At 34.0% G+C, this 21,177-nt stretch carries 16 protein-coding genes and 1 pseudogene; 12 read left to right on the top strand and 5 right to left on the bottom strand.

Annotated elements, in window-relative coordinates; genetic code table 11:
• Positions 1-167 precede the first annotated feature (167 nt).
• On the bottom strand, positions 168-1,007 hold the full coding sequence (gene dapF, locus ACP6PK_RS09185; protein ID WP_426559353.1) for a diaminopimelate epimerase: 840 nt from the start codon (positions 1,005-1,007) through the stop codon (positions 168-170).
• A 279-nt stretch (positions 1,008-1,286) separates the two neighbouring features.
• Between dapF and ACP6PK_RS09190 the strand changes: the two genes are divergently transcribed.
• Entirely contained in the window at positions 1,287-1,499 is a 213-nt protein-coding gene (locus ACP6PK_RS09190) for an Hfq-related RNA-binding protein (protein WP_426559354.1), read from the top strand.
• 1,057 nt (positions 1,500-2,556) lie between these two features.
• On the opposite strand, the gene ACP6PK_RS09195 is transcribed toward ACP6PK_RS09190, so the two are convergent.
• Positions 2,557-4,851 (bottom strand): cation:proton antiporter domain-containing protein, encoded by a 2,295-nt coding sequence (locus tag ACP6PK_RS09195; protein WP_426559355.1) that lies wholly within the window; start codon positions 4,849-4,851, stop codon positions 2,557-2,559.
• A 903-nt stretch (positions 4,852-5,754) separates the two neighbouring features.
• Between ACP6PK_RS09195 and ACP6PK_RS09200 the strand changes: the two genes are divergently transcribed.
• Entirely contained in the window at positions 5,755-6,633 is an 879-nt protein-coding gene (locus ACP6PK_RS09200; protein WP_426559356.1) for a M23 family metallopeptidase, read from the top strand.
• Positions 6,634-6,837: 204 nt separating this feature from the next.
• A complete protein-coding gene (locus ACP6PK_RS09205) occupies positions 6,838-7,359 on the top strand; it encodes a late competence development ComFB family protein (RefSeq protein ID WP_094674860.1) in 522 nt (173 codons plus the stop codon).
• Between the two features lie 479 nt (positions 7,360-7,838).
• Here ACP6PK_RS09205 and psb29 read toward each other — a convergent pair whose 3' ends face one another.
• From psb29 to hemF, 3 genes are all read right to left on the bottom strand, one after another.
• A complete protein-coding gene (gene psb29, locus ACP6PK_RS09210; RefSeq protein WP_094674862.1) occupies positions 7,839-8,558 on the bottom strand; it encodes a photosystem II biogenesis protein Psp29 in 720 nt (239 codons plus the stop codon).
• 709 nt (positions 8,559-9,267) lie between these two features.
• A complete protein-coding gene (locus tag ACP6PK_RS09215) occupies positions 9,268-9,642 on the bottom strand; it encodes an STAS domain-containing protein (protein WP_426559357.1) in 375 nt (124 codons plus the stop codon).
• 68 nt (positions 9,643-9,710) lie between these two features.
• Complete coding sequence (gene hemF / locus ACP6PK_RS09220; RefSeq protein WP_426559358.1) at positions 9,711-10,742, bottom strand: oxygen-dependent coproporphyrinogen oxidase; 1,032 nt, start codon at positions 10,740-10,742, stop codon at positions 9,711-9,713.
• A 1,379-nt stretch (positions 10,743-12,121) separates the two neighbouring features.
• Between hemF and ACP6PK_RS09225 the strand changes: the two genes are divergently transcribed.
• The 9 genes and pseudogenes from ACP6PK_RS09225 (at position 12,122) to tsf (ACP6PK_RS09265) (ending at position 21,145) form a co-directional block, all read left to right on the top strand.
• A complete protein-coding gene (locus ACP6PK_RS09225) occupies positions 12,122-12,277 on the top strand; it encodes a transposase (RefSeq protein WP_426559371.1) in 156 nt (51 codons plus the stop codon).
• Positions 12,278-12,553: 276 nt separating this feature from the next.
• On the top strand, positions 12,554-13,624 hold the full coding sequence (locus ACP6PK_RS09230; RefSeq protein ID WP_094671243.1) for an Mrp/NBP35 family ATP-binding protein: 1,071 nt from the start codon (positions 12,554-12,556) through the stop codon (positions 13,622-13,624).
• Between the two features lie 189 nt (positions 13,625-13,813).
• Positions 13,814-14,008 carry an NAD(P)H dehydrogenase subunit NdhS gene (locus ACP6PK_RS09235; RefSeq protein ID WP_094671245.1) on the top strand — a complete coding sequence of 65 codons (195 nt, stop codon included), beginning with the start codon at positions 13,814-13,816 and terminating at the stop codon, positions 14,006-14,008.
• Between the two features lie 1,554 nt (positions 14,009-15,562).
• Positions 15,563-16,228, top strand: coding sequence for an HAS-barrel domain-containing protein (locus ACP6PK_RS09240; protein WP_426559359.1), 666 nt, complete (start codon positions 15,563-15,565; stop codon positions 16,226-16,228).
• 323 nt (positions 16,229-16,551) lie between these two features.
• The gene (locus ACP6PK_RS09245; protein WP_426559360.1) at positions 16,552-17,970 is read left to right on the top strand and encodes a glycosyltransferase family 39 protein; all 1,419 of its coding nucleotides are present in this window, start codon (positions 16,552-16,554) and stop codon (positions 17,968-17,970) included.
• A gap of 211 nt (positions 17,971-18,181) precedes the next feature.
• A complete protein-coding gene (rpsB, locus tag ACP6PK_RS09250) occupies positions 18,182-19,000 on the top strand; it encodes a 30S ribosomal protein S2 (RefSeq protein WP_426559361.1) in 819 nt (272 codons plus the stop codon).
• A gap of 151 nt (positions 19,001-19,151) precedes the next feature.
• Positions 19,152-19,787, top strand: a pseudogene (gene tsf, locus ACP6PK_RS09255) (translation elongation factor Ts).
• 265 nt (positions 19,788-20,052) lie between these two features.
• Positions 20,053-20,178, top strand: a complete 126-nt coding sequence (locus ACP6PK_RS09260) for a hypothetical protein (protein ID WP_426559362.1) — start codon at positions 20,053-20,055, stop codon at positions 20,176-20,178.
• 307 nt (positions 20,179-20,485) lie between these two features.
• The gene (tsf, locus tag ACP6PK_RS09265) at positions 20,486-21,145 is read left to right on the top strand and encodes a translation elongation factor Ts (protein ID WP_426559363.1); all 660 of its coding nucleotides are present in this window, start codon (positions 20,486-20,488) and stop codon (positions 21,143-21,145) included.
• The last annotated feature ends 32 nt before the right edge of the window (positions 21,146-21,177 follow it).

Below are 21,177 nucleotides of genomic sequence, written 5' to 3' on the forward strand. Positions count from 1 at the left end.
TATCCATTATCAATTATCCATCAATAATTCCTGTAAATACTTTTTCTGCTGGTCCGCTCATAACAAATTATACATTGAGCCAAGCTTAATTCTGACTGTCTAAACATCCCGCTTTGTCAATAATTATTTATAGTGCTTAGTTTCCATTATCAATTATCCATTATCAATTATCCATCAATAATTCCTGTAAATACTTTTTCTGCTGGTCCAGTCATATAAATTTTTTGGTCTGTAGTTGACCATTCAATTTCCAAACAACCTCCAGGTAACTCTACCGTAACTAAGCGCTCATTTTTTTGAGTTAAAACCCCCGCCACTACTGATGCACAAGCACCTGTACCACAAGCTAAAGTTGCACCCGCTCCTCTTTCCCATACTCGCATTTTTACATATTTTGGACTAATAACTTGAATAAATTCTGTATTAGTCCTTTCTGGAAATACTGGGTGGTGTTCAAACTCAGGACCTATTTTGGCTAAGTCAATAATACTAACATCTTCCACAAAAGTTATACAGTGGGGGTTGCCCATACTCACACAGGTGACAGACCAAGACTTTCCAGCTACTTCTAGAGATTGAGCTACAACTTTTTCATTAGGATTACTTAAAGTTGTCGGTATTTCGGATGCCAATAGTCTTGGTTGTCCCATATCAACCGTTACTTGACCATCACCTTGTAATTCTGGAACAATCAGACCAGCCCCAGTATAAATATTATATTTAGTCTTCTTATTATTTTCTAGTTCTGCTATAAATTTAGCTAAACATCTAATCCCATTTCCACACATTTCTGGTTCCGAACCATCAGAATTGAAAATCCGCATGGTATAATCAGCTTGCTCTTCTCCAGGTAGGGCAAAAATTACACCATCTGCACCAATACCAAAATTGCGATCGCATAATTTTATCGCTTGTTCTGGTGTTAGTATAGGTTGTGATTGGTGGCGATTATCAATCAAAATAAAATCGTTACCTAGACCATGATATTTAGTTAATGATATTGTCATTATTATCCTCCAATAATTAGGTTAAATTTTATTCTATAGTAGGGAACAGTTAGAAAACAATTATGTTTTACCGAAAAATAAAGGTATAAAGCCTCTCACTCACCGTGGAGAAACAAAAAAAATTTCCTTTTATTCAATCCTATCCGTTTTTAGGCAGAGGTAATTATCAATTATCAATTATCAATTATTGAAGAGATTCATAATCACTCTATCCCTTAACCAAGTTTTTCTTAGCCATAGTAAAGAATAATTTAGGAAATCTATAAATAATAAGAAGTTATGTCTGAATTTGATACCAGTTTACCTAGTGTTCGCCAGATTCAAACCTATATCAAAGAAAAAAAGGAAGTAGAATTGAAACTAATTACTAACGACCTTCATGTAGGAAAAGTTTTCTGGCAAGATACAGAGTGTATTTGCCTTTTAGATCAGTATGACTTACCAATTCTAATTTGGCGACAAGCTATTGTTTATCTTAAACCAAAAAACTAATGTTGATTGACACAATTAAAATTTTATCAACTTAAATATTTTAAACTATTTCATTCCATAGCGGTATTCATTAATGGATAATGGATAATTACCTCTGGTTAAAACCATCGAATTGACCAATAAGGAAAAAATTTATTTTTTTCCCTTGAAAGGGAAGGCTAATCAAGCTGAATTATTAATTATCCGGTAACTTTTTGACTATGGTAATATACTTAGTAGTTAGACAAAATTAATTACATACTCATTAAGTATTCAACTAAACTATTATCTACCCTATAATATATAATATAATCCGCATAATTAAGTTATCGTATTGCGGAGAAGTCAGGAGTCGTAGGGGCGTTTTCCTGACGGAATGCTCCGCAAACATGTCGCGCAGCGAAACGGCCGTTAGCTTCGCATAACTATCGTTAACGCCCGTACAGGAGTTAGGAGAAATATTAGATTTGAACAATTAAACTATTCAATTATATAATTCCTATTCAAGAGAATATTTTTATTAATGAATCAGTAGTTTTGCGATTACTTTATAATCGGATTTTAGATAACAGGGAAAAGAGAACATTTAGAAAAATATTTTCACTTAATTACCGAAAAAGTAAGGTATAAAGTCTCTATATTCTCTGGAGGAAAAAGAAAAAAAATCCTTTTAACAAATCCTTACTATTACAAAATAGGTATAGTCATTTAATTTTAAAAGGAAAGAATGTTTCCCCTGAAATACTTTCATAGCAATAAACACTTGTCTCAATCTAAAGTTAAACGACTATAATTAGGCTTGGGTGAAAAAGTTTTTTAGTCAGGGTAGCAGTCAGAAGGTAGGGACGTTGCATAAGGGCGTCCGTACAGAGTCAGGAGAAATTGGAGTTAGGTCGAAGGTAGTGGGAGGAATTATCCCTTGATTTTTCTGTAATATTAAGGAAAAAATTCTAAATTTTTGAACCTTTTTAACCTCAAAGTTCGTACTTTTTCCATACCTAAAAATGCTACAAACTTTATCTGTAAAAGCTTTTATATTTAATCAGCAAAGCAATAATAATTAATAATTAATAATTAATTATTTAGTTGTACTTAACTTTTGTTTTTCAGGATATATTTTAGAATGGGGAATAGTAAGTCGTCGTATTTGAGTAAGTTCATGGAAACCACCACAAAGAAGTAAGCGATCGCCCATCTGAGTTTCTGTATCTCCTTGAGGCCATCGAATTAATTTTCCTTCTCGTTGAATTGCCTGAATTTCTACTGCATATTTACCATGTAAATCTACATCAGATAATTTTTGACCCACAAAGGGACTAGACTCAGTTAAAATCAACCATTGACAAGATGTGCTTTCCTTTGGTACAGCAATTTCTCCTTTTGCCAGACGCTCAAAACTATCTAATTCTGAAGGTTCTCCCACTAATAAAAGTTTATCACCAATATCTAATACTGTCTGACCTTCTGGATAATCAATTTCCTCTCCTTCCTCCCTACGAATAGCCATTAAACTAACTCCCGTTAACCGCCTTAAGTTAGTTTCCTCCAAAGTCATACCAGTCAAAGGAGAATTTTCTGGTAAAGAATACCATCTACTATTCATATCTTGAACTGCTGCTTTTAACTCTCTAGATATTTGAGGATCTAGAATTGAAGGCCGTAATGCTTGATAATGACTTTGGCGAATTTCTTCTATTTCCTTTTGAATAACCTTTGCCGATATTCCCATACCAACTAAAAGATGGTTAGAAAGTTCTAAACTAGCTTCAAAATTTGGTTCGACTACTTCCCTAGCTCCAAGTTGATAAAGCAGTTCAATATCCTTATATCGATTAGCTTTAACAACTATATCCAAATCTGGGGCAAATTCTAGAGACCGCTTTAGGCAAAGTCTCGTACTCATAGCATCTGGTATAGCGATCGCCATTGCTTGTGCCTTATCCACACCAGCTCTTTCCAAGACGTGCATGGAGCAAATATTACCATAAAGATAAGGGATATCTTTGTCACGCAACTTTTGAGCCACCCTTTCTGACTGGTCAATGACCAGATAGGAAATATCATGGTTTTCCAGTTGTTGTACTAGGTTACGTCCTACTTTTCCATAACCACATACTATAACATGATTTTGTAGAGGTAAATCTACTGATATGGCGGTAGTAGGTTGACTCGTTTCATAGAGATACTTTTGTAACCAAGAAAAACTTTCTGCCCAATTTAACAATTGTGGGGCAATTTTCAGGACAAAAGGTGTAATTACTAAAGTTACAGCAGTTGTGCCCAATATTAATAAGTATACCCGACGAGAAACTAATCCTAATATTTGTCCCTTACTGGCAAGTACAAAAGAAAATTCTCCTATTTGAGCTAAACCTAAACCTGATAAAATTGCCGTTTTCAGAGGATAACCAAAAATTCTAACAATAGGAGTAACAATCAAAAATTTTCCTACTAAAACGAGAAACACTAAACCCAGGATTATTTCTAGATGACTCCACAGGAAAAATGGATCTATTAACATCCCTATCGCTACAAAAAATAGAGCTGCAAATATATCTCGAATAGGTTCCACATAAGTTAGAGTTTGGTCAGCATATTCTACTTCAGATATCATTAAACCCGCTACAAAAGCTCCCATTTCAATAGAAAAACCTAAATATTCAGTCAGGAGAGCTATTCCTAAACACAATGCCACAACTCCCAGTAAAAATAATTCCCGACTTTCAGTTTTTGCCAAAAATCTTAGTAACGAAGGAATTACCCAAATTCCTGCTGCTATAGCACCCAGAGCAAATATACCTATTTCCAGAAGCGATCGCCCTACTGCAATACCAATAATTTCTGGAGGTTGGTTTAAAGCGGGTAAAACAGCTAACATTAATCCCAAAGCTAAGTCTTGGACTACTAAAATTCCCAACATTACTTGGCCGTGGGATGTAGATGTCTCATTCCCCTCCATCAAACATTTCAGTACCACTGCTGTTGAGGATAAGGAAAGTATTGCCCCTAAAAACACTCCTTGGACTGGAGAAGATACCCACCCTACACCCACAGATACTAATGTTGTGACTAAAATAGTAAAGATAATTTGTAGTCCACCACCACCGAGGCTAATTGCTTGGACTTTTCTCAATTCTGCCAGGGAAAATTCTACTCCCAAAGCAAATAGTAAAAAAGCTACCCCTAATTGAGCTAAAGTTTCTACTTGAATAAGTTCTTTAATTAAACCAAATCCTGCTGGTCCAACAATAATTCCACCTAGTAGATAACCTAATAAAGCTGGCTGTCGTAGGAGTGATGCGAATAGTCCCCCTGCTGCTGCTGCTGTTAGAACTAACACTAAGTCTATAATTAACCTGAAGTCTTCTTGCACTGATTTTTATAAAAATTACTATCTTGTAAAGATATATTAACTCCAAGGTAAGAATTCAGCTATTCTATTTACTGTAGTAATCATTCCAGTTATCAGTTATCATTTCCTATTCAAGTAGAAGGTTTGAGACCTGATTTTATGGTCACTATTAAACTTTTTAATTAACTAATAATAATTTTTAAATTTGACATTCTTGATGTTTTATGTAAGATAATGAATGCTTTATTAGTTGATGATTTAAAAATTGTCAAAGTGGGAGCAAGAGTTCCCTTAATTAATACTAAAATAGTCTTACTTGAATAATAAAAATCTCCTTCATTAATTGATAATGGATAATTACCTCAAGAAAAACCATAACGGAATTGAATATAAGCAAATATCCTATAGCAATCCTAAATGATTTGTGATATTTTTTATAATAGTTAAGATAGTTAAAATTGAGGAAAAACCTTGAAAATTATGACTTCTACCTCCTGAGTCCTAACTACCACAAAAATATTCCAATTGAAATAAGATTGCTATAGCACTTTTTTATCTTTAAATAGAAAGCTGTATACCTTAATTTTTTTGTAAATTAAGCTCGCAATAACCTTTTTATAGTGTTTTGAGATTAGTTATCAGGTAAGCATTTCCTACGGAATGCTGCGCAAACAGCTATTAGCTGTCAGGTCTCAGCAACAACACTAAAGTGTTGAAATTAATATAGATTTTAAGGGTGAAGAAGCTAACTTTCGTAGTAAGACAATTAATAAAGCTTTTATCCTTAACTAGAAGCAATAGCTGATAGCTTATGGCTGACGGCTGAGTGCTTACGTTATCAGAGATATCTAAATCTATATGGATAAAAAAAATAAATTTTTATTTATTCGTTCGATCTGAAGAATTTAAAAATATAAATAATTAATGTTTTTATCAGTTAAAATTAAACAGTTTATCCATAGTTTAATCTTGGCTACTGTTACAGCAATTTTTGTAGTAGTCATACCTGGTTTTAGTCAAACTGTACAGGTAACTCCCACTAACCCACAACTGGGAGATACCATATCTGTTGTGATTCAGCAACCAGATAGAAATATCTCAACTCCCAAGGTTAGTATGGATGGAAAAACTTACCCCTTATTTTCTATTGGACAAAATAGATTTCGAGCATTATTGCCCACAACTCCTTTAGATAAATCTGGCCTGCGACAACTGCAAGTGACTACTGACACAGGTATACAAAATCTAAATGTTAACTTGCAAAATCGCTCTTTTCCTACTCAATCTATTTGGTTGCCTCCTGACAAAGAATCTCTTCGTGGAACAGACTTAGAATTTGACAGAGTAGCAGCATTTAAACAACTTGTAACCCCACAAAAATTTTGGAATGGTCCCTTTCTTCGCCCTAATAATGGTCCAGTTAGCACCATCTACGGAGTGCGCAGGTATTATAATGGAAAGTTTGCTGAGAATTATTATCATCGAGGAGTAGATTATGCAGACTACAATGGTTCCCCTGTTGTAGCTCCTGCTGCTGGTCGTATTTCTCTAGTGGGATTAGAATCTCAAGGTTTTGAAATTCATGGTAATACTGTAGGTCTCGATCATGGTCAAGGAGTAACCAGTATTTTTATCCATTTGAGTAGTGTTAATGTCAGGGAGGGCGATCTGGTGAAAGCTGGCCAGCAAATTGGTACTGTAGGATCTACAGGAGCATCTACAGGTCCTCATCTTCACTGGGGATTATATGTACATGGTCAAGCTGTAGATCCGGTTCCTTGGCGATACAATGGTATTGAATAAATTCTCTCTAGTTATTAGAGCCAAACTACAGAAAAATTTTTAATACAGAATTTTTTTTATAAAAATATCTGTAATTTGTTTAATTATTCTTGGAATAATCAACGTGGTTATTTGTATTGACTTTGATGAACTTATCATCTTATTCTAATTATTAAGCTAGAGATTTTATTGGAAAATTATTATCAATAAACTTACACAAAAGTTATGAGTATAGAAAGAATTGTTGAACAAGCTTTACAAGATGGTTATTTAACACCTTCTATGGAAGCAGAGGTAGGACGAATCTGTAATACGGCTTCTGAATTATCGATTGAGGAATATATGGCCCTTGACCGTTTGATGGGAGCTTTGCTAACAGGAGAAGTAGTTGTCTTACCTCGTAAACAATTTATCAATGTGATGGAGGAGTTAGTATTATCTGAGGCAATAGCAAGGGTAGCAGAGATTGAGGCCAGTAGCGATCAAACTCTTGATGTGGGAGATATTGCAGCTTATGCTCTGAATAGACTTCCTCCTTTGTATGCTACTACTGAGGAAGGCGCTCAGTTTCAAAGGTCTAAAGCTAAGGATGAGCTTCAAAATTTGATTTCTAAACAGGTAAGTGAAGCTATAGATCAAAATATTAATCGACAACCAATTAACCCTACAGCTTTTGGCAACTCACCTGATGTGAGCACACAACTTAGTAACTTGCTCAATTCTCTAGCTACAGACTATGAAAAATAGCATATAGCAATTCCCAAGAAGCGTGAGGTACAAAATTTTAGGTTTTAGGGAACACTTAACTGGTATGGAGGGAATAGAAAAGAAATTAAAGAGCTTGTGTACCTCATAAGTTTGAAAAACCCTATAATTGATTTCATAATTAACTGCTTATACCTTATTTAGATGAGGAAATCAAGTTAGTTCTGAGAAGTAAAAGATTGATAATTTTAAACAAAAAAAATAGGAGTATGAATGTTTAATTGGCATCCTCTACTCCTATGTTTATACTGAATTTTTTATACCTATAAAATCAGTCTTTAGGATATAAAAATTTTAGCAATTATATATTCATCAAAGTTTGCTATTCTATACTATCATTTTCTCATCTTTTCCTCTATCTATTCTGAGAGAAAAATTATCTCAATTCATAAATTAAAAATCTAATATTTTATGACAAGAGAAAATTAAATTATTAAGCTTTAGTAATTCAATCAGTTTCTTTATTCACTATCTTCTGAGGTATTATTGGCAGTAGTAGAAATGTTCTCTTTTTCTAACCTACGTTGTTCCCGTTTTTTCTTCGCTGCTTCAAGGGTATCTTCCATAGCACTACGAGCTTGAGCTATTCTCTCCAAGTTACTAAGATACAAATCTATATCCTTTAATAACTTTTCTTCTAGTAAGTTTAAAGCTTGGCAAACTTTCTTCAGTGCCTCTGTGCGCTTCTCTTGTTCCTTGATGAATTCTGTATCTACTATTTCTAGTAAAGTAAATAAACCTATAGCAAATAAGCGACTATACCTAAATTTTGAGTTCTCAGAAATACCTCTTAAATAATCTTGCAAATATTGAGTATTGTCTATATTGTTTGATAAACAAATCCAAGAAAGCATATCCGATGCTGATAGTTGCCGAGCTAAATCTTCTAATCCTTTAGCATCAGTACGGTATTTGTTGGGATCTTCCTCTTGTGCTTGAATCAAAGCATTAAAAATTGAAATTTTGTCCTGCTCTGGAGAATATCCCTGCATAAAACGGTCATAAGCTGTAACTACACCCAAACCATAAAATGGGTTATAGCTATAATTAGCATTAACCGAAATCAGGTGCATTTCCACTAGCAACTCTTCAACTACCCGATTATATATTGAGTTAATAGGACGGGTGTGAAAGTTATAAAAGGCTTTCTTAGTATCTGAAACAGTACGATTATTATTCACCTGGTGTTCTAGTTCTATAATCCCATCCCTGGAGCTTGATTTCTGAATCTACTGTACAAGTTTTTAAGTATATAGTAGTCACGAGAAAAGCAGAGTGGGTTTTGCGATGTGAAGTACCTACCCCAACGCTGTACTTATGGGTATTTTATTGATCCTAGCACAAGATAATGTGGCACTATAATTTAGTTTTTACTTTCTCAAATAAATTATAGTGGTCTGTCAATTTGGAAATGATGGATAGATCTTTGTAACTTGAATTTTAGGGTAATGCTTTTTGGGATTGCCTACCCCTAACTAAAAATTATCTTGACAGAGAAATAGTGTGTTAGCGTAACTCCTAAATAGGATTGAACCACAAAAACACTAAGTAACCTGAAGGGGTTATTAAGGCCATAAAAATCAATCAAACCTTATGACTTTGTTTGAGCAGATTTTTTTTCTAGTCTAATTTGTTCGTAAAAACAGCGATCGCTAGCTTCTAGTTAGTAGCTATTCAAATCAAAATTTTAAATTCTGAGTTGAAAGCTTAGTCTAACTAAATAGGTATTTCACCACAGTACAAGTCTATGCTACTGGAGCTGATTTGATTTCCAAAAGTATACTATGGATAAACTAATTAAAGGTAGAAATAATAATCCTTTAAAAGTATTACTTTAACTATTAAGGTATTATTTCTACCATCCAATTGACTCATTCTGCCTCAGAATTTTTAAGCTCTATTACCTTCACGGACATCACCATAATCAAGAGCTTCTTCTTCTGTTTCAAAAATCTCAAACACAGAATCCATCATGGTTACCTCGAATACCAGTTTAGCTTCTGGATGAACGCTACAAATACGGAAGCTACCCTTAACTTTATCAGCATCTCGCATCCCTGCTACCAGGGATGTCAGTCCAGAACTATCAATAAAGTTAACCTGGCCTAAATTGACCACTACATGACGACTTAGTTTGGAGATACATTCCTGCAACTTGAGGCGGAACTGCCAAGCTGTTGTGATATCCAAGCGTCCAGTTGGTGCTAAGACGATTACTGTTGTGCCGTCCGGAGTTGTGTGGGTTTTTTGCTCAATCTGAATCACTGACCCTTCCCTCGGGATGATATTACTTGCGGTGGTTGCCCATCTAACTGTAGTTTAACTCAGAGTAATTAATGATTTGGTTTCCAGTTAGCCCAATCATGAGGTTTTAAGAATACTTCATATAGTTCAGCTTCTGGTGTGTTAGGTTCTGGGTTATAGCCATATTCCCAACGGACTAAAGGTGGTAAAGACATCAAGATTGACTCTGTACGACCATTGGTTTGCAAACCAAAAATTGTACCTCTGTCATACACTAAATTAAATTCAACATAACGGCCACGTCGGTATAGCTGAAAGTTGCGTTCCCGATCGCCATATTCCATGGGTTGCCGTCGCTCTACTATTGTTTTATATGCTGGTAAGAAAGATTTACCACAATCTTGTATAAATGTAAATAAAGATTCCCAATTACGAGATTCAGGAACTCCTAACTGCTGACTATAGATTGCTGCTGGCCCTTTATTATCTGGTCCTTTGTATAGTTCTCCTTGACCATCTTGATAATCAAAGAAGATACCTCCTACACCACGCATTTCTTGACGATGCTTTAAGTAAAAATACTCATCACACCATCTTTTAAATACAGGATAATACTCTTTATGGCTTTTGTCACAGGCTGCCTTAATAATTTGATGAAAATGAGCTGCGTCTTCAGCGTATGGATAGTAAGGTGTTAAATCTATACCACCACCGAACCACCATACAGGTCCTGCTTCAAAATAGCGATAATTCAGATGCACTGTTGGTACATAAGGATTTCTAGGGTGTAGTACCATAGAAGTTCCTGTTGCATAGAAACCATGACCTGCTGCTTCTGGTCTTTGGGTCAGTATGCTTGGAGGTAATTGGTCTCCCCATACTTCTGAAAAATTCACTCCTCCTTGTTCAAAAACTCCACCGTCTCTAATTACACGAGACTTTCCTCCCCCACCACCTGGACGTTCCCAACTGTCTTCTTTAAATTTCTGAACTCCATCTAATTCCTCTAGTCCTTGACAAATTTCATCTTGTATAGTCTGCATAAATTGACTGACTCGTTCTTTTGTGCTAGTCACTGGTACAGATGAAGATGTTTTTTGCGGTTCAGTAGAAACTACCATAACTATAATCTATGTTTGAAGTTGGCTAAAAATTAAATCTTTTCCAGACTTTTTATCCTACCATGATCTCGATCATCTAATTACAATTTTCTAATTATTTAGATTTTTCTTGAGTACATTTACTTACAGAGAAAACAATGAGGAGAGGATATACTTATTATGACTGTATCATTTATCTATCGTATTGTTCACCTTAGTTGCAGGTCATTTTAGTTAGCTTTATGCACTCGGTACTGTTCAAGCAGTTCCAACTACTGAAGCCAGAGGCTTAAAATCCCAAATTTTCTTTTTTACTTTATAGAGCGACAGCTCGCGACACAGCCAAGGGGAGGCTTGATACTTTATACCATTTCTCAAAAACTTTTCTACATTCTATTGAGTAGGGAAGTAGGGGAAAAGTAAACATAAGAATAATTAAGATTAACGCTACTTAGAATTATAATAATTTTGATTTATTCCTGTTAATTGCTTAATACTTTAAGTGTCATATAAGTATAGCGTTAATTCATGGTAATTAGTGTTATTTATTGGTCAAAATATTTTGGAATTATGTAACAGAGAACATAGATAATAATAGATAATAATAGATAATAATTCTATAATTTTGATGTGATTCATGGATTTTTGACAAATTTTTGATAATTGCTATAAATTATAGGATTGTTTTTAGTCAAAAATGAAACAGTCTCACTCTCACTATCACTCTCAAAAAAAGTAAATATTATAAATTATTACCTCCTGGCTCCTGACTTCTAAGAGCAAAGATACTGTAGCAATATTTTATGAAATTGGTATAAAACCCTTGACTTAATGAATTGGAAATAGAGTTCAAGAATTAAGAATAGAGTTCAAGAATTAAGAATGCGCGAATTAAGAATGCGCGAATTACCTCTTCTTTTCAAGGAGAGGATTGACGAACAGGAAAATTTTTATTTATTATCCCCTTAAAAGGGGAGGCTTTAAACCACAATATTTCGGTAAAAATACCTAGACTGGAATAGCTGAAACAGGAAACTAAAAAAGGAGAAATATAGTCATTTCAAATAAGGATGAAACACTTTTCTGGCTGAAACCCTTTCAAGGAAATAAACACTCGTCCTAGTCTTATTCAGAATGACTATAGACTTAAGATATTTAGATGAAATATAGATTTTTGATTCATACCCAGATATTCCTTAAGAATAGCAAAAAATCAGAAAGGATAACTTCAATAGTTGCCAAAGTCAAAGAATTAATGTTATGAGATTAATGAGATTTACAAACGAATTAAATAACGCAAGACATCAGGGAATAATTGATAGTCAAATTGTAATTAATTTTTTAGATAAATGAAGAGTGAAGGTTGAACTAAAACTATAGTAGTCATAGACTAAGCACCAATCCAGACCAGTAATAAAATGCTCGAAAAATTAGAAGAGTGGAAAGAGAAAAATTTAGATATATTTTGCTTCCCAACTTACTCATCCAAGCATAACTCCATTGAAACTCTCTGGAAATTTATTAAGTATGAATGGCTTGAAATTGATCTAACTTGAAAGTTGGAAAAGATTACTTTGCTATATCAAAAAAGTCTTTGATAATTTTAGTCAACAATATCTAATTAATTCTGTATAGGTGCTTAAATGTTTCTATCAGTTGATAAGTAATAACTATAACACTGCAAAAAAGTGTTACGAAATTAATAAAATTGAAATCCCTTACCTAGAAAGTTTTTACTTGTAACGCAGTTCCTACTTAGGAAGTTAGCTGAATGCTGAGTCCTTAAAGCTATATAATCTTAAGAGAAACTTAAATTTTATGAGGAAAGTCAAATGTCCAGTATGCCTGATACTAAATCAATTTTAGATGTATTGCGACCAGTAGAGGACCCTGAACTGCGTAAGAGTCTGGTAGAACTAAACATGATTCGTAATATTAACGTTGTAGATGGGCAAGTAAAGTTTACTTTGGTTTTGACAACCCCAGCTTGTCCATTACGAGAGTTCATTGTAGAAGACTGCCAAAAAGCTGTAAAGCAATTACCTGGAGTTGAGGAGGTTATAGTAGATGTTACGGCAGAGACTCCTCAACAGAAAGCTATACCTGATCGCCAAGGTATTGGTGGAGTAAAAAATATTATTGCTATTTCGAGTGGCAAAGGTGGAGTTGGTAAAAGTACAGTGGCAGTTAATGTAGCTGTAGCTTTGGCTCAAATGGGTGCTAAGGTGGGCTTGATTGATGCTGATATTTATGGCCCTAACGATCCGACTATGTTGGGTCTAGCAGATGCTCAGGTTATGGTACAACAAGGACAATCTGGAGAAGTATTGGAACCTGCTTTTAATCATGGGGTAAAGTTGGTTTCTATGGCTTTTCTAATTGACAAGGATCAACCTGTAATTTGGCGTGGTCCTATGTTGAATGGAATTATCCGACAATTTTTGTACCAGGTTCAATGGGGCGAATTAGATTATTTATTGGTAGACTTGCCACCTGGTACTGGTGATGCTCAATTAACATTAGCTCAAGCTGTTCCTATGTCTGGTGTGGTAATTGTAACGACTCCTCAAACTGTGGCATTACTTGACTCCCGCAAGGGTTTAAAAATGTTCCAGCAGTTGGGTGTTTCTGTTTTGGGGATAGTTGAAAATATGAGTTATTTTGTACCTCCAGATATGCCAGAGAAAAAGTATGATATTTTTGGCTCTGGTGGTGGTGAAAGGACAGCACGAGAATTGGGAGTGCCTTTACTTGGTGGGGTTCCTTTGGAAATGCCTGTCAGAGAGGGCGGAGATTCTGGTATACCTATTGTAGTGGGCGAGCCTAATTCTGTTTCTGCTCAAGAGTTACGGGCGATCGCTCAAAAAATTGCTGCTGGAGTTTCTGTTGCTGCTTTGACATAATTAGGAATTAGGCAGCAGACCATATATATAGCGTCATAAACTATAACGTTATAGTTTTTATAATCTATATACAGTACATTTGTTTAAGTCCTGATAATAAAGGTCATAAATGCCAAAATAATTACAATTAAAACAGTTTCAATGAGTGTAAAGTAAAATTTAGCAAATATTTTGATGGGAGTATCAATAATGATTTTACCTGGTGTAGCAGTTAGAGTTAAAAATATTGGTGACACTTACTATGGTTTTCAAGGACAAGTTCAACGAGTAAGTGATGGTAAAGCTGCTGTATTATTTGAAGGAGGAAATTGGGATAAGTTAGTAACATTTAGATTATCGGAATTAGAGTTAGTTGATGCAACTGCAGGTCGCAAGAAAAAATAAGGATATGATCTTGAGTAGTTAGGAATTATTTCTAAAGGAAGGGTGGGAAATAGATTATGATTTGCACTTAATTAATAACCAATAATAAGGTTTGAAGCTTTCCATTTTCAAGGGTGATGAAAAATAAATTTGCTAATTTCAAGTATCCTGCTTATTTATAAGGTAAGTTGTTGCTAATTTAAACTGAAAATTTGCTAGTTTAAACCCTTGTTAAATGGTAGGTTTCCCTCAAAAATAAATAAATTAAATGCCGAATAGCTTACTGATAACTGATATTTTAAGTCTAATAATTGATGAATAAATTTCAAGTATCTTGCTTAGGTATAAAGATAAGCTTTGTTGCATTTAAACTTTCAATTATGTTAATTGGAACTCTTTATTTAATATTTAATGGTAAGTGTTTGTCAGGACTAAATACTGAATAGCTTACTGAATAACTGATAAGTAAATTTCAAGTATCCTGCTTCGGTAAAAGGTAAGCTCTGGTGGATTTAAATTTGAAATTTTTCTATCTGAAAACATTGTTAGATTGTATATTTTATCCACATCTTTAACTTAAGATAAAAAATAACAAACATAGACAATTTATGTGTAAGTCTTAGAGAGTTTTTTTGTAAGTATTCAGCTGTCAGCTATCAGCTAGCCTCTTTTCCTGCGGAATGCTTCGCAAACAGAGGAGCTATCCTACGGAATGTTCCGTAAACGCTTTTCATGTCGCGCAGCGAAACAGCTATTAACTCATTATTTTATCAGGAGGAATTAGTCTCCAAGGAAAATTAAAAGTCCGACACAAAAAAAAGGTTATCAGCTAACCCTAGTAAGTTATTAACTTCAAAATCTGAGAGCTGTTTGCGCAGGATTTCGGAACGGAAATACTAATAGTTGAATGCTTACTTTTTTTTAGGAGAAACAAGAAACATTTGAGTAAATTCAGTAGTTTGGCAAATTTAAAGATATACTTTTAAAGATATACTTTGTTATCCCTTCTCATCTGCTCCTGTGCTGCTCTGGTATCTACAAGGTTTTCAGAAGTTTCTTATCAGGAATTAGGTTAAATGGTAGTCGTTTCTCAAAACTATAGTCATGTTAGTTTTAGATTGAGACGAGTCTTTCTTACCTTGAAAGGGTTTTAGTCGAAAAAGTATTTCATTCTTATCTTATTTGAAATAACTATAAGTGTTGAACAGATTAACTAATAACTGATAACTAATAACTATAGTTTTTTCCAATGATATGTAAATCTAGATGGAGGTTTCTTCTAAGAAAAAAGTGCTGTATTGAGTATTTCATATCCTGATGTTTACTACTATTTAATGTTGTTTTTCCTTATTTACTAATTCCCTCCATACCTCCATACCTCCATACCTTTTTTATAAGACTCGGTTTCCATATCCCAAATAAAAACGCTATAAGAACTAAGAACTGATAACTAAGAACTAATCACTAATAACTAATAACTAATAACTCATAAATGATAACTCATAACTAATAACTAATAAATGATAAATAATAACTAATAACTAATCACTCATAACTAATCACTCATAACTAATAATGCGTCTTCCTTTACCACAGTTTGCTAATACAAATCACCAGAATAATTACATAGCTGAAGTCATAGAAACAGCAACTACAGAATTTTTAGCTCAATGTTTAGAACCAGAAGAGTTAGATTTTCCTATGATGCCTGCTTTTGGTACTTGGGTAAAGTCGAAAGATGAACAATCAGGAAATATTATTTATGGGGTGGTTTATTATGCTACTACTTTACCTATTGATTCTGTACATAGAGCTAGAGCTTTGGGAATGTCTCTACCTGAATTACGGGAGCAACAACCGCAAATTTTTGCTATGTTGAAGACAGAATTTAGAGCAGCAATAGTCGGTTTTTCCCCTCCAGAAAATTTGAATGGTTCTAAAGGAGAAAATGGGATAATTTACCAATATATTCCTCCTCGTCCACCTCAAATTCATCAGGCAGTTTATTTATGTGAACCAGAAGAGATAATTAGGTTTAGTGAAAAATTAGATTTCTTGCGGACATTATTACAGTTAGTTAATGCTCCTGTTGATGCTTTAGTTGCAGCTACTATTCGGGAAATTTATCAACTAAGAAAAGCGGATCGTAATTGGTTAGTTCAAGCAGGTAGAAATATGAGTGTTTTGTTGAGAGATGATTATGACCGCTTAAAAATAATATTAGGGCAAATACATCCTTAAAAGCTGATTTATCCAGTAAATATTAAAAGGCTGAATTATTATTGGCAATACAAGTTTTTTTCAGTTATAGTTAGGGGAAGTCTAAGTTAATTAAAGTTAGGTTAAATATAGAAATCTTATCTTATTTGAGTTGTGAAATATTGTATATTTTAGTGAATAGGAAACACCGAAGTAATACAATTATTATAAATAATTTTGGATTGCTGTAAGAGTTTAAGTTAAGTTGATGCATCAAATTTATAACTCGAAAATGATGATAAAAAAAAGTATTTTACATATCTTTGCTTCTACTGTATCTAGTATTAGCAATTATAATCGTACCTATGATTCTTCCCTTAAAGGAAGAATTCCAACTTAATTTTGATGAAGGACTTCAATTAATGAGGTCTTCACTCTATATGCAAGGTTATTCACCGCAGACAGATATTTGGAGCGATCAGCCTTTCTTTTTCCCAGCACTGCTTTCATTCTGGTTTAATATAGTTGGAAAATCTGTTTTTTTGGCACGCCTTTTAACCGTAATTTTTTCAGCACTACTAATATGGTTTTTCTTTGAAACTATTCGTCTTTCTTTAGGAATATTCCCGGCTTTTATTGGAGCAATATCATTGGCTGCTTCATCAGGATTTATTAGATTTAGTAGTGCTGTTATGATCGGAATTCCTTCATTATCTTTAGCCGTCATTTCTATTTACTTTATATTTATTTACAAAAAGAGCAAACAAAAATATTTATTGATTATTTCTGGTGTTCTTTTTGCATTGTCTTTAAAAACTAAATTTTTTACAGTTTTTTTAAGCCCAATTATTTTACTTTTTATCTTTGATATAAAGAAAATTAATTATGAATCAAATCATAAACCAAAAGGTAAATTGATTTACCCTTTATTACTTTGGATAATAAGTTTAGTTGTTATTTTCTTAATTGTTTCATTATTATTTAATGAGTTAAGCTATGAACAGCTTTTTGGCACTCATTTTGGAGAGGAAATTAAAACTGCATTTCCCATTAAAAATGGTTTTGAAAAGCTAAGTCAAGTCATCATTAATAAAGATTACGATCTATTTTATTTAGCTATTTTCGGTATATTAATAGTTTTTGTTAGGCATCAATGGGAAGGTCTATTTCCAGTTGCATGGCTAGGAGCAGGAACATTGCTTCTTCTAAATCACAAACCAGTATGGCCTCATCATTATTGTCTCATTGCTATTCCTATGGCTTGGTTGGCAGCTTATGCATCTGTTCCATTGTTTGACCTTTTTAAAGAACGAGCTAGTTTATTTAACTACCGAGAATTTAGATTAAGAAATTATTTTTGGGCAAGTATTTCATTAATTTTAATCATATTTGCATTATTGACACTCAAACCTAAAGTTTCAAAAGATATTCCTAGTCTTCAAACAAACTATGAACCAGAATTTGCAATTGTAAATCGTCTATTAGAACATAACAATTCAACTAAATGGCTATTTACAGATGTTCCAATTTATGGCTTTTATGCAGATTTACTTGTTCCTCCGGAAATAGCGGTTTTCTCTACTAAGCGCATAAAGACAGGTCAACTAACTCAAGATAAAATATATGAATTACTGGAAAAATACCGCCCTGAACAAATTTTAATCGGTAGATTTAAGGGCTTCATTTATACATCCAGTGATGTTTACTCATACATAAACAAATTCTATTCAAAAAGCAATGATATTTCTGCTGTCGATCACTATGTTTTAAAGTCTTTAAAATAAGCTCTTTTTTGAAAGTCGTAAGATCTGGGTCAATTAACAAATTTGCCAAGCAATCATTCAGTTTGGTCTATTAGTAGTATTGGTAGGAATTTATATGTTAAGCTAGAAAAGTTGTCTAAAATCGCACATCTGGGTAATCGGGTGTTCTACAGATTATAAATTTCTGGGAATACACCTGGATGGAGGATTAACCCGAATAGGAGATAAAATCATGCCAGTTGTTAGTTTGGCTCAATTATTAGAGTCAGGAGTCCACTTTGGGCATCAGACCCGTCGTTGGAATCCAAGAATGTCCCAGTATATTTTTACTGAGCGTAATGGTGTTCATATAATTGACCTGGTTCAAACAGCTCAATTAATGGATGAAGCCTATAATTATATCAGAACGGCCTCAGAACAAGGAAAAAAATTCTTATTCGTTGGTACCAAGCGTCAAGCTGCTGGTATTATCGCTCAAGAAGCCACTAGATGCGGAGGTTATTATATTAACCAACGTTGGTTGGGTGGAATGCTAACCAACTGGACTACTATTAAGACTCGTGTAGAAAGATTGAAAGACCTGGAGCGTCGTGAGAATAGTGGGGCACTAGATTTATTGCCGAAAAAAGAAGCTTCAGTGCTTCGTCGTGAAATGGCTAAACTACAAAAATATCTGGGTGGGATTAAAAATATGCGTCGCCTCCCTGATGGGGTAATTATGGTGGACCAGCGACGAGAGTATAATGCTGTTCAAGAATGTCAGAAGTTGGATATTCCGATTGTATCCTTATTAGATACAAATTGTGACCCTACTCAAGTAGATATTCCGATTCCGGCAAATGATGATGCTATTCGGTCAATTAAACTTATATTAGGCAAATTGGCTGATGCTATTTATGAAGGTCGTCATGGTCAACTCGAAACAGATTATCAAGAAGACTATGAAGATTACGAAGATTATGAAGATGATTATGAGGGAGCTGAAGGAGATTTTGACTTAGATGATACTAATCAAGAGGAATCATCAGAGGAAAGTCAGGAAGAAGAATAACAAACTCCGGCAATATTTTTGAGTAGCATAGGTGGGATTTTTGGGGATAAAATAAAGCGTAAATTATTTCTAAAAATCCTACCTGGAGTTAGGAAACTCAAATAATAAATGAAAAGAGATGGTGGAAATATAGGCAAAGTTAGTTAAAGATTTGCGTGAACAAACTGGCGCTGGTATGATGGACTGCAAAAAGGCTCTGACAAAAACTAATGGGGATATTAATAAAGCTACAGAATGGCTGAAACAGAAATTTCTTGATTATTGCCCTCCAATACCAGTAGTACCAGAAGGATTAGTTGAGAGTTATATTAATACTGGTGGCAGAATTGGTGTTTTAGTGGAAGTAAACGGTGAGACAGATTTTGTGGCCAGGAATGAGACATTCAAAGAATTAGTTAAAAATGTTGCTATGTAAATAGCAGCTTGTCCACAGGTAGAATATATTTCAGTTGATGATATTCCCACGGAATTTGTAGAAAGTAAAAAATGTATAGAAATGGGTAGAGAAGACCTGAGTAATAAGCCGGAAAATATTAGAGAAAAAATAGTTCAGGGAAGAATAGAAAAGCGGTTAAAAGAGTTAACTTTGATGGATAAACCTTTTATCCGCGACCAAAATAAGACAGTAGAAGATTTGATTAAAGAAACTAGCGCTCAGTTAGGTGAAAAAATACAAGTAAGTCGTTTTATTAGGTTTGTTTTAGGAGAAGGTATTGAAAAACAAGAAAGTAATTTTGCTGAAGAAGTAGCAGCACAAACTGGGAAAAAGATAGTGGAAAATCTGTAAAGTTAGTTAAATAACTGTGGGAAAAGACAAGGGCAGGTATGATCTAGTGTAAAAAATCCCTAAAAGAAAATAATGGTAGTATGAATAAGGCTCTAGAATAGCTCAAACAAAAAAGGCAAAGAGAGTGTTGTCGTACATATAGCAATCCTAAATAGGTTGTGATAAATTAAAAAGTCAATAAAAAAGTTGAAACTCCTGTCTGTTCCCTGTTCCCTAAAAAGCAGTAAGATTTTTGCCACGAATATGCGGAGGATTGCTATAGTATATGCTATGTAGCGATGAGCAATTATTAGGAATGAAGCAAGATACTCTTACTATCTTGCCTTATGAGCAAAATAATCATAATGCACCACCATCAGTGGTATCATATTGGTGCATATTTATGGGATGAATTGTAGGCTTGGAGAAAGAGAAATTATAGAAAGAAACTAAAAGATTGGATTTATTTGTTCCCAGAAATTTATCTCTTGATTTACCAATGCCAATATCATTAGTAAATTAAAGGATAAAATAGAGGACTCCTCCTATAGAAAAATCAACCATTCAATTACCAGAACCAAGAAACAAGCTCTTTTAGCTATTTGGTAGTTCACTAATTTCTATCTCTAGTATATGGATATATGGAAGATTTTTTCAAAATCTTTAGCGACAACTCTATAATAATTAAATTGTACTGCAAATAAAGGAAATAATGAAAGATGGCGGAAATATCTGCAAAGTTAGTTAAAGAGTTGCGCGAACAAACAGGCGCAGGTATGATGGACTGCAAAAAAGCCCTGAAAGAAACTGATGGTGATATTAATAAAGCTACAGAATGGCTCAGACAAAAAGGTATTGCTTCAGCAGGAAAACTTGAGGGTAAAGTAGCAGCAGAGGGACTGGTTGAGAGTTATATTCATACAGGCAGCAGAATTGGTGTTTTAGTAGAAGTAAACTGTCAGACAGATTTTGTTGCCCGGAATGAGGCATTCAAAGATTTAGTGAAAAATATTGCTATGCAAATAGCAGCTTGTCCACAGGTAGAATATGTATCAGTTGATGATGTTCCTACTGCATTTGTGGAGAGTGAAAAATCTATAGAAATGGGTAGAGAAGACCTCAGTAAAAAGCCGGAAAATATTAGGGAAAAAATAGTTCAGGGAAGAATAGAAAAGCGGTTGAAAGAATTAACATTAATGGATCAGCCTTATATTAAAGACCAAAATATTACAGTGGCGGAGTTGGTCAAAAATACTATTGCTCAATTAGGTGAAAATATTCAAGTACGTCGTTTTACTCGATTTGTTTTAGGAGAAGGTATTGAGAAACAAGAAAGTAATTTTGCTGAAGAAGTAGCAGCACAAACTGGAAAGAAATAATTGATTAAATAAAAACGATTAAAAATTAAAAA

Source organism: Dapis hubbardiae BLCC-M172 (genome assembly GCF_050016015.1).
GTDB lineage: Bacteria > Cyanobacteriota > Cyanobacteriia > Cyanobacteriales > Microcoleaceae > Trichodesmium.

Coding starts and splice junctions, on each gene's coding strand:
- dapF (WP_426559353.1), bottom strand. CDS start 1,007: ATGACAATATCATTAACTAAATATCATGGTCTAGGTAACGATTTTATT.
- ACP6PK_RS09190 (WP_426559354.1), top strand. CDS start 1,287: ATGTCTGAATTTGATACCAGTTTACCTAGTGTTCGCCAGATTCAAACC.
- ACP6PK_RS09200 (WP_426559356.1), top strand. CDS start 5,755: ATGTTTTTATCAGTTAAAATTAAACAGTTTATCCATAGTTTAATCTTG.
- ACP6PK_RS09205 (WP_094674860.1), top strand. CDS start 6,838: ATGAGTATAGAAAGAATTGTTGAACAAGCTTTACAAGATGGTTATTTA.
- hemF (WP_426559358.1), bottom strand. CDS start 10,742: ATGGTAGTTTCTACTGAACCGCAAAAAACATCTTCATCTGTACCAGTG.
- ACP6PK_RS09230 (WP_094671243.1), top strand. CDS start 12,554: ATGTCCAGTATGCCTGATACTAAATCAATTTTAGATGTATTGCGACCA.
- ACP6PK_RS09235 (WP_094671245.1), top strand. CDS start 13,814: ATGATTTTACCTGGTGTAGCAGTTAGAGTTAAAAATATTGGTGACACT.
- ACP6PK_RS09240 (WP_426559359.1), top strand. CDS start 15,563: ATGCGTCTTCCTTTACCACAGTTTGCTAATACAAATCACCAGAATAAT.
- ACP6PK_RS09245 (WP_426559360.1), top strand. CDS start 16,552: ATGATTCTTCCCTTAAAGGAAGAATTCCAACTTAATTTTGATGAAGGA.
- rpsB (WP_426559361.1), top strand. CDS start 18,182: ATGCCAGTTGTTAGTTTGGCTCAATTATTAGAGTCAGGAGTCCACTTT.
- ACP6PK_RS09260 (WP_426559362.1), top strand. CDS start 20,053: ATGCTATGTAGCGATGAGCAATTATTAGGAATGAAGCAAGATACTCTT.
- tsf (WP_426559363.1), top strand. CDS start 20,486: ATGGCGGAAATATCTGCAAAGTTAGTTAAAGAGTTGCGCGAACAAACA.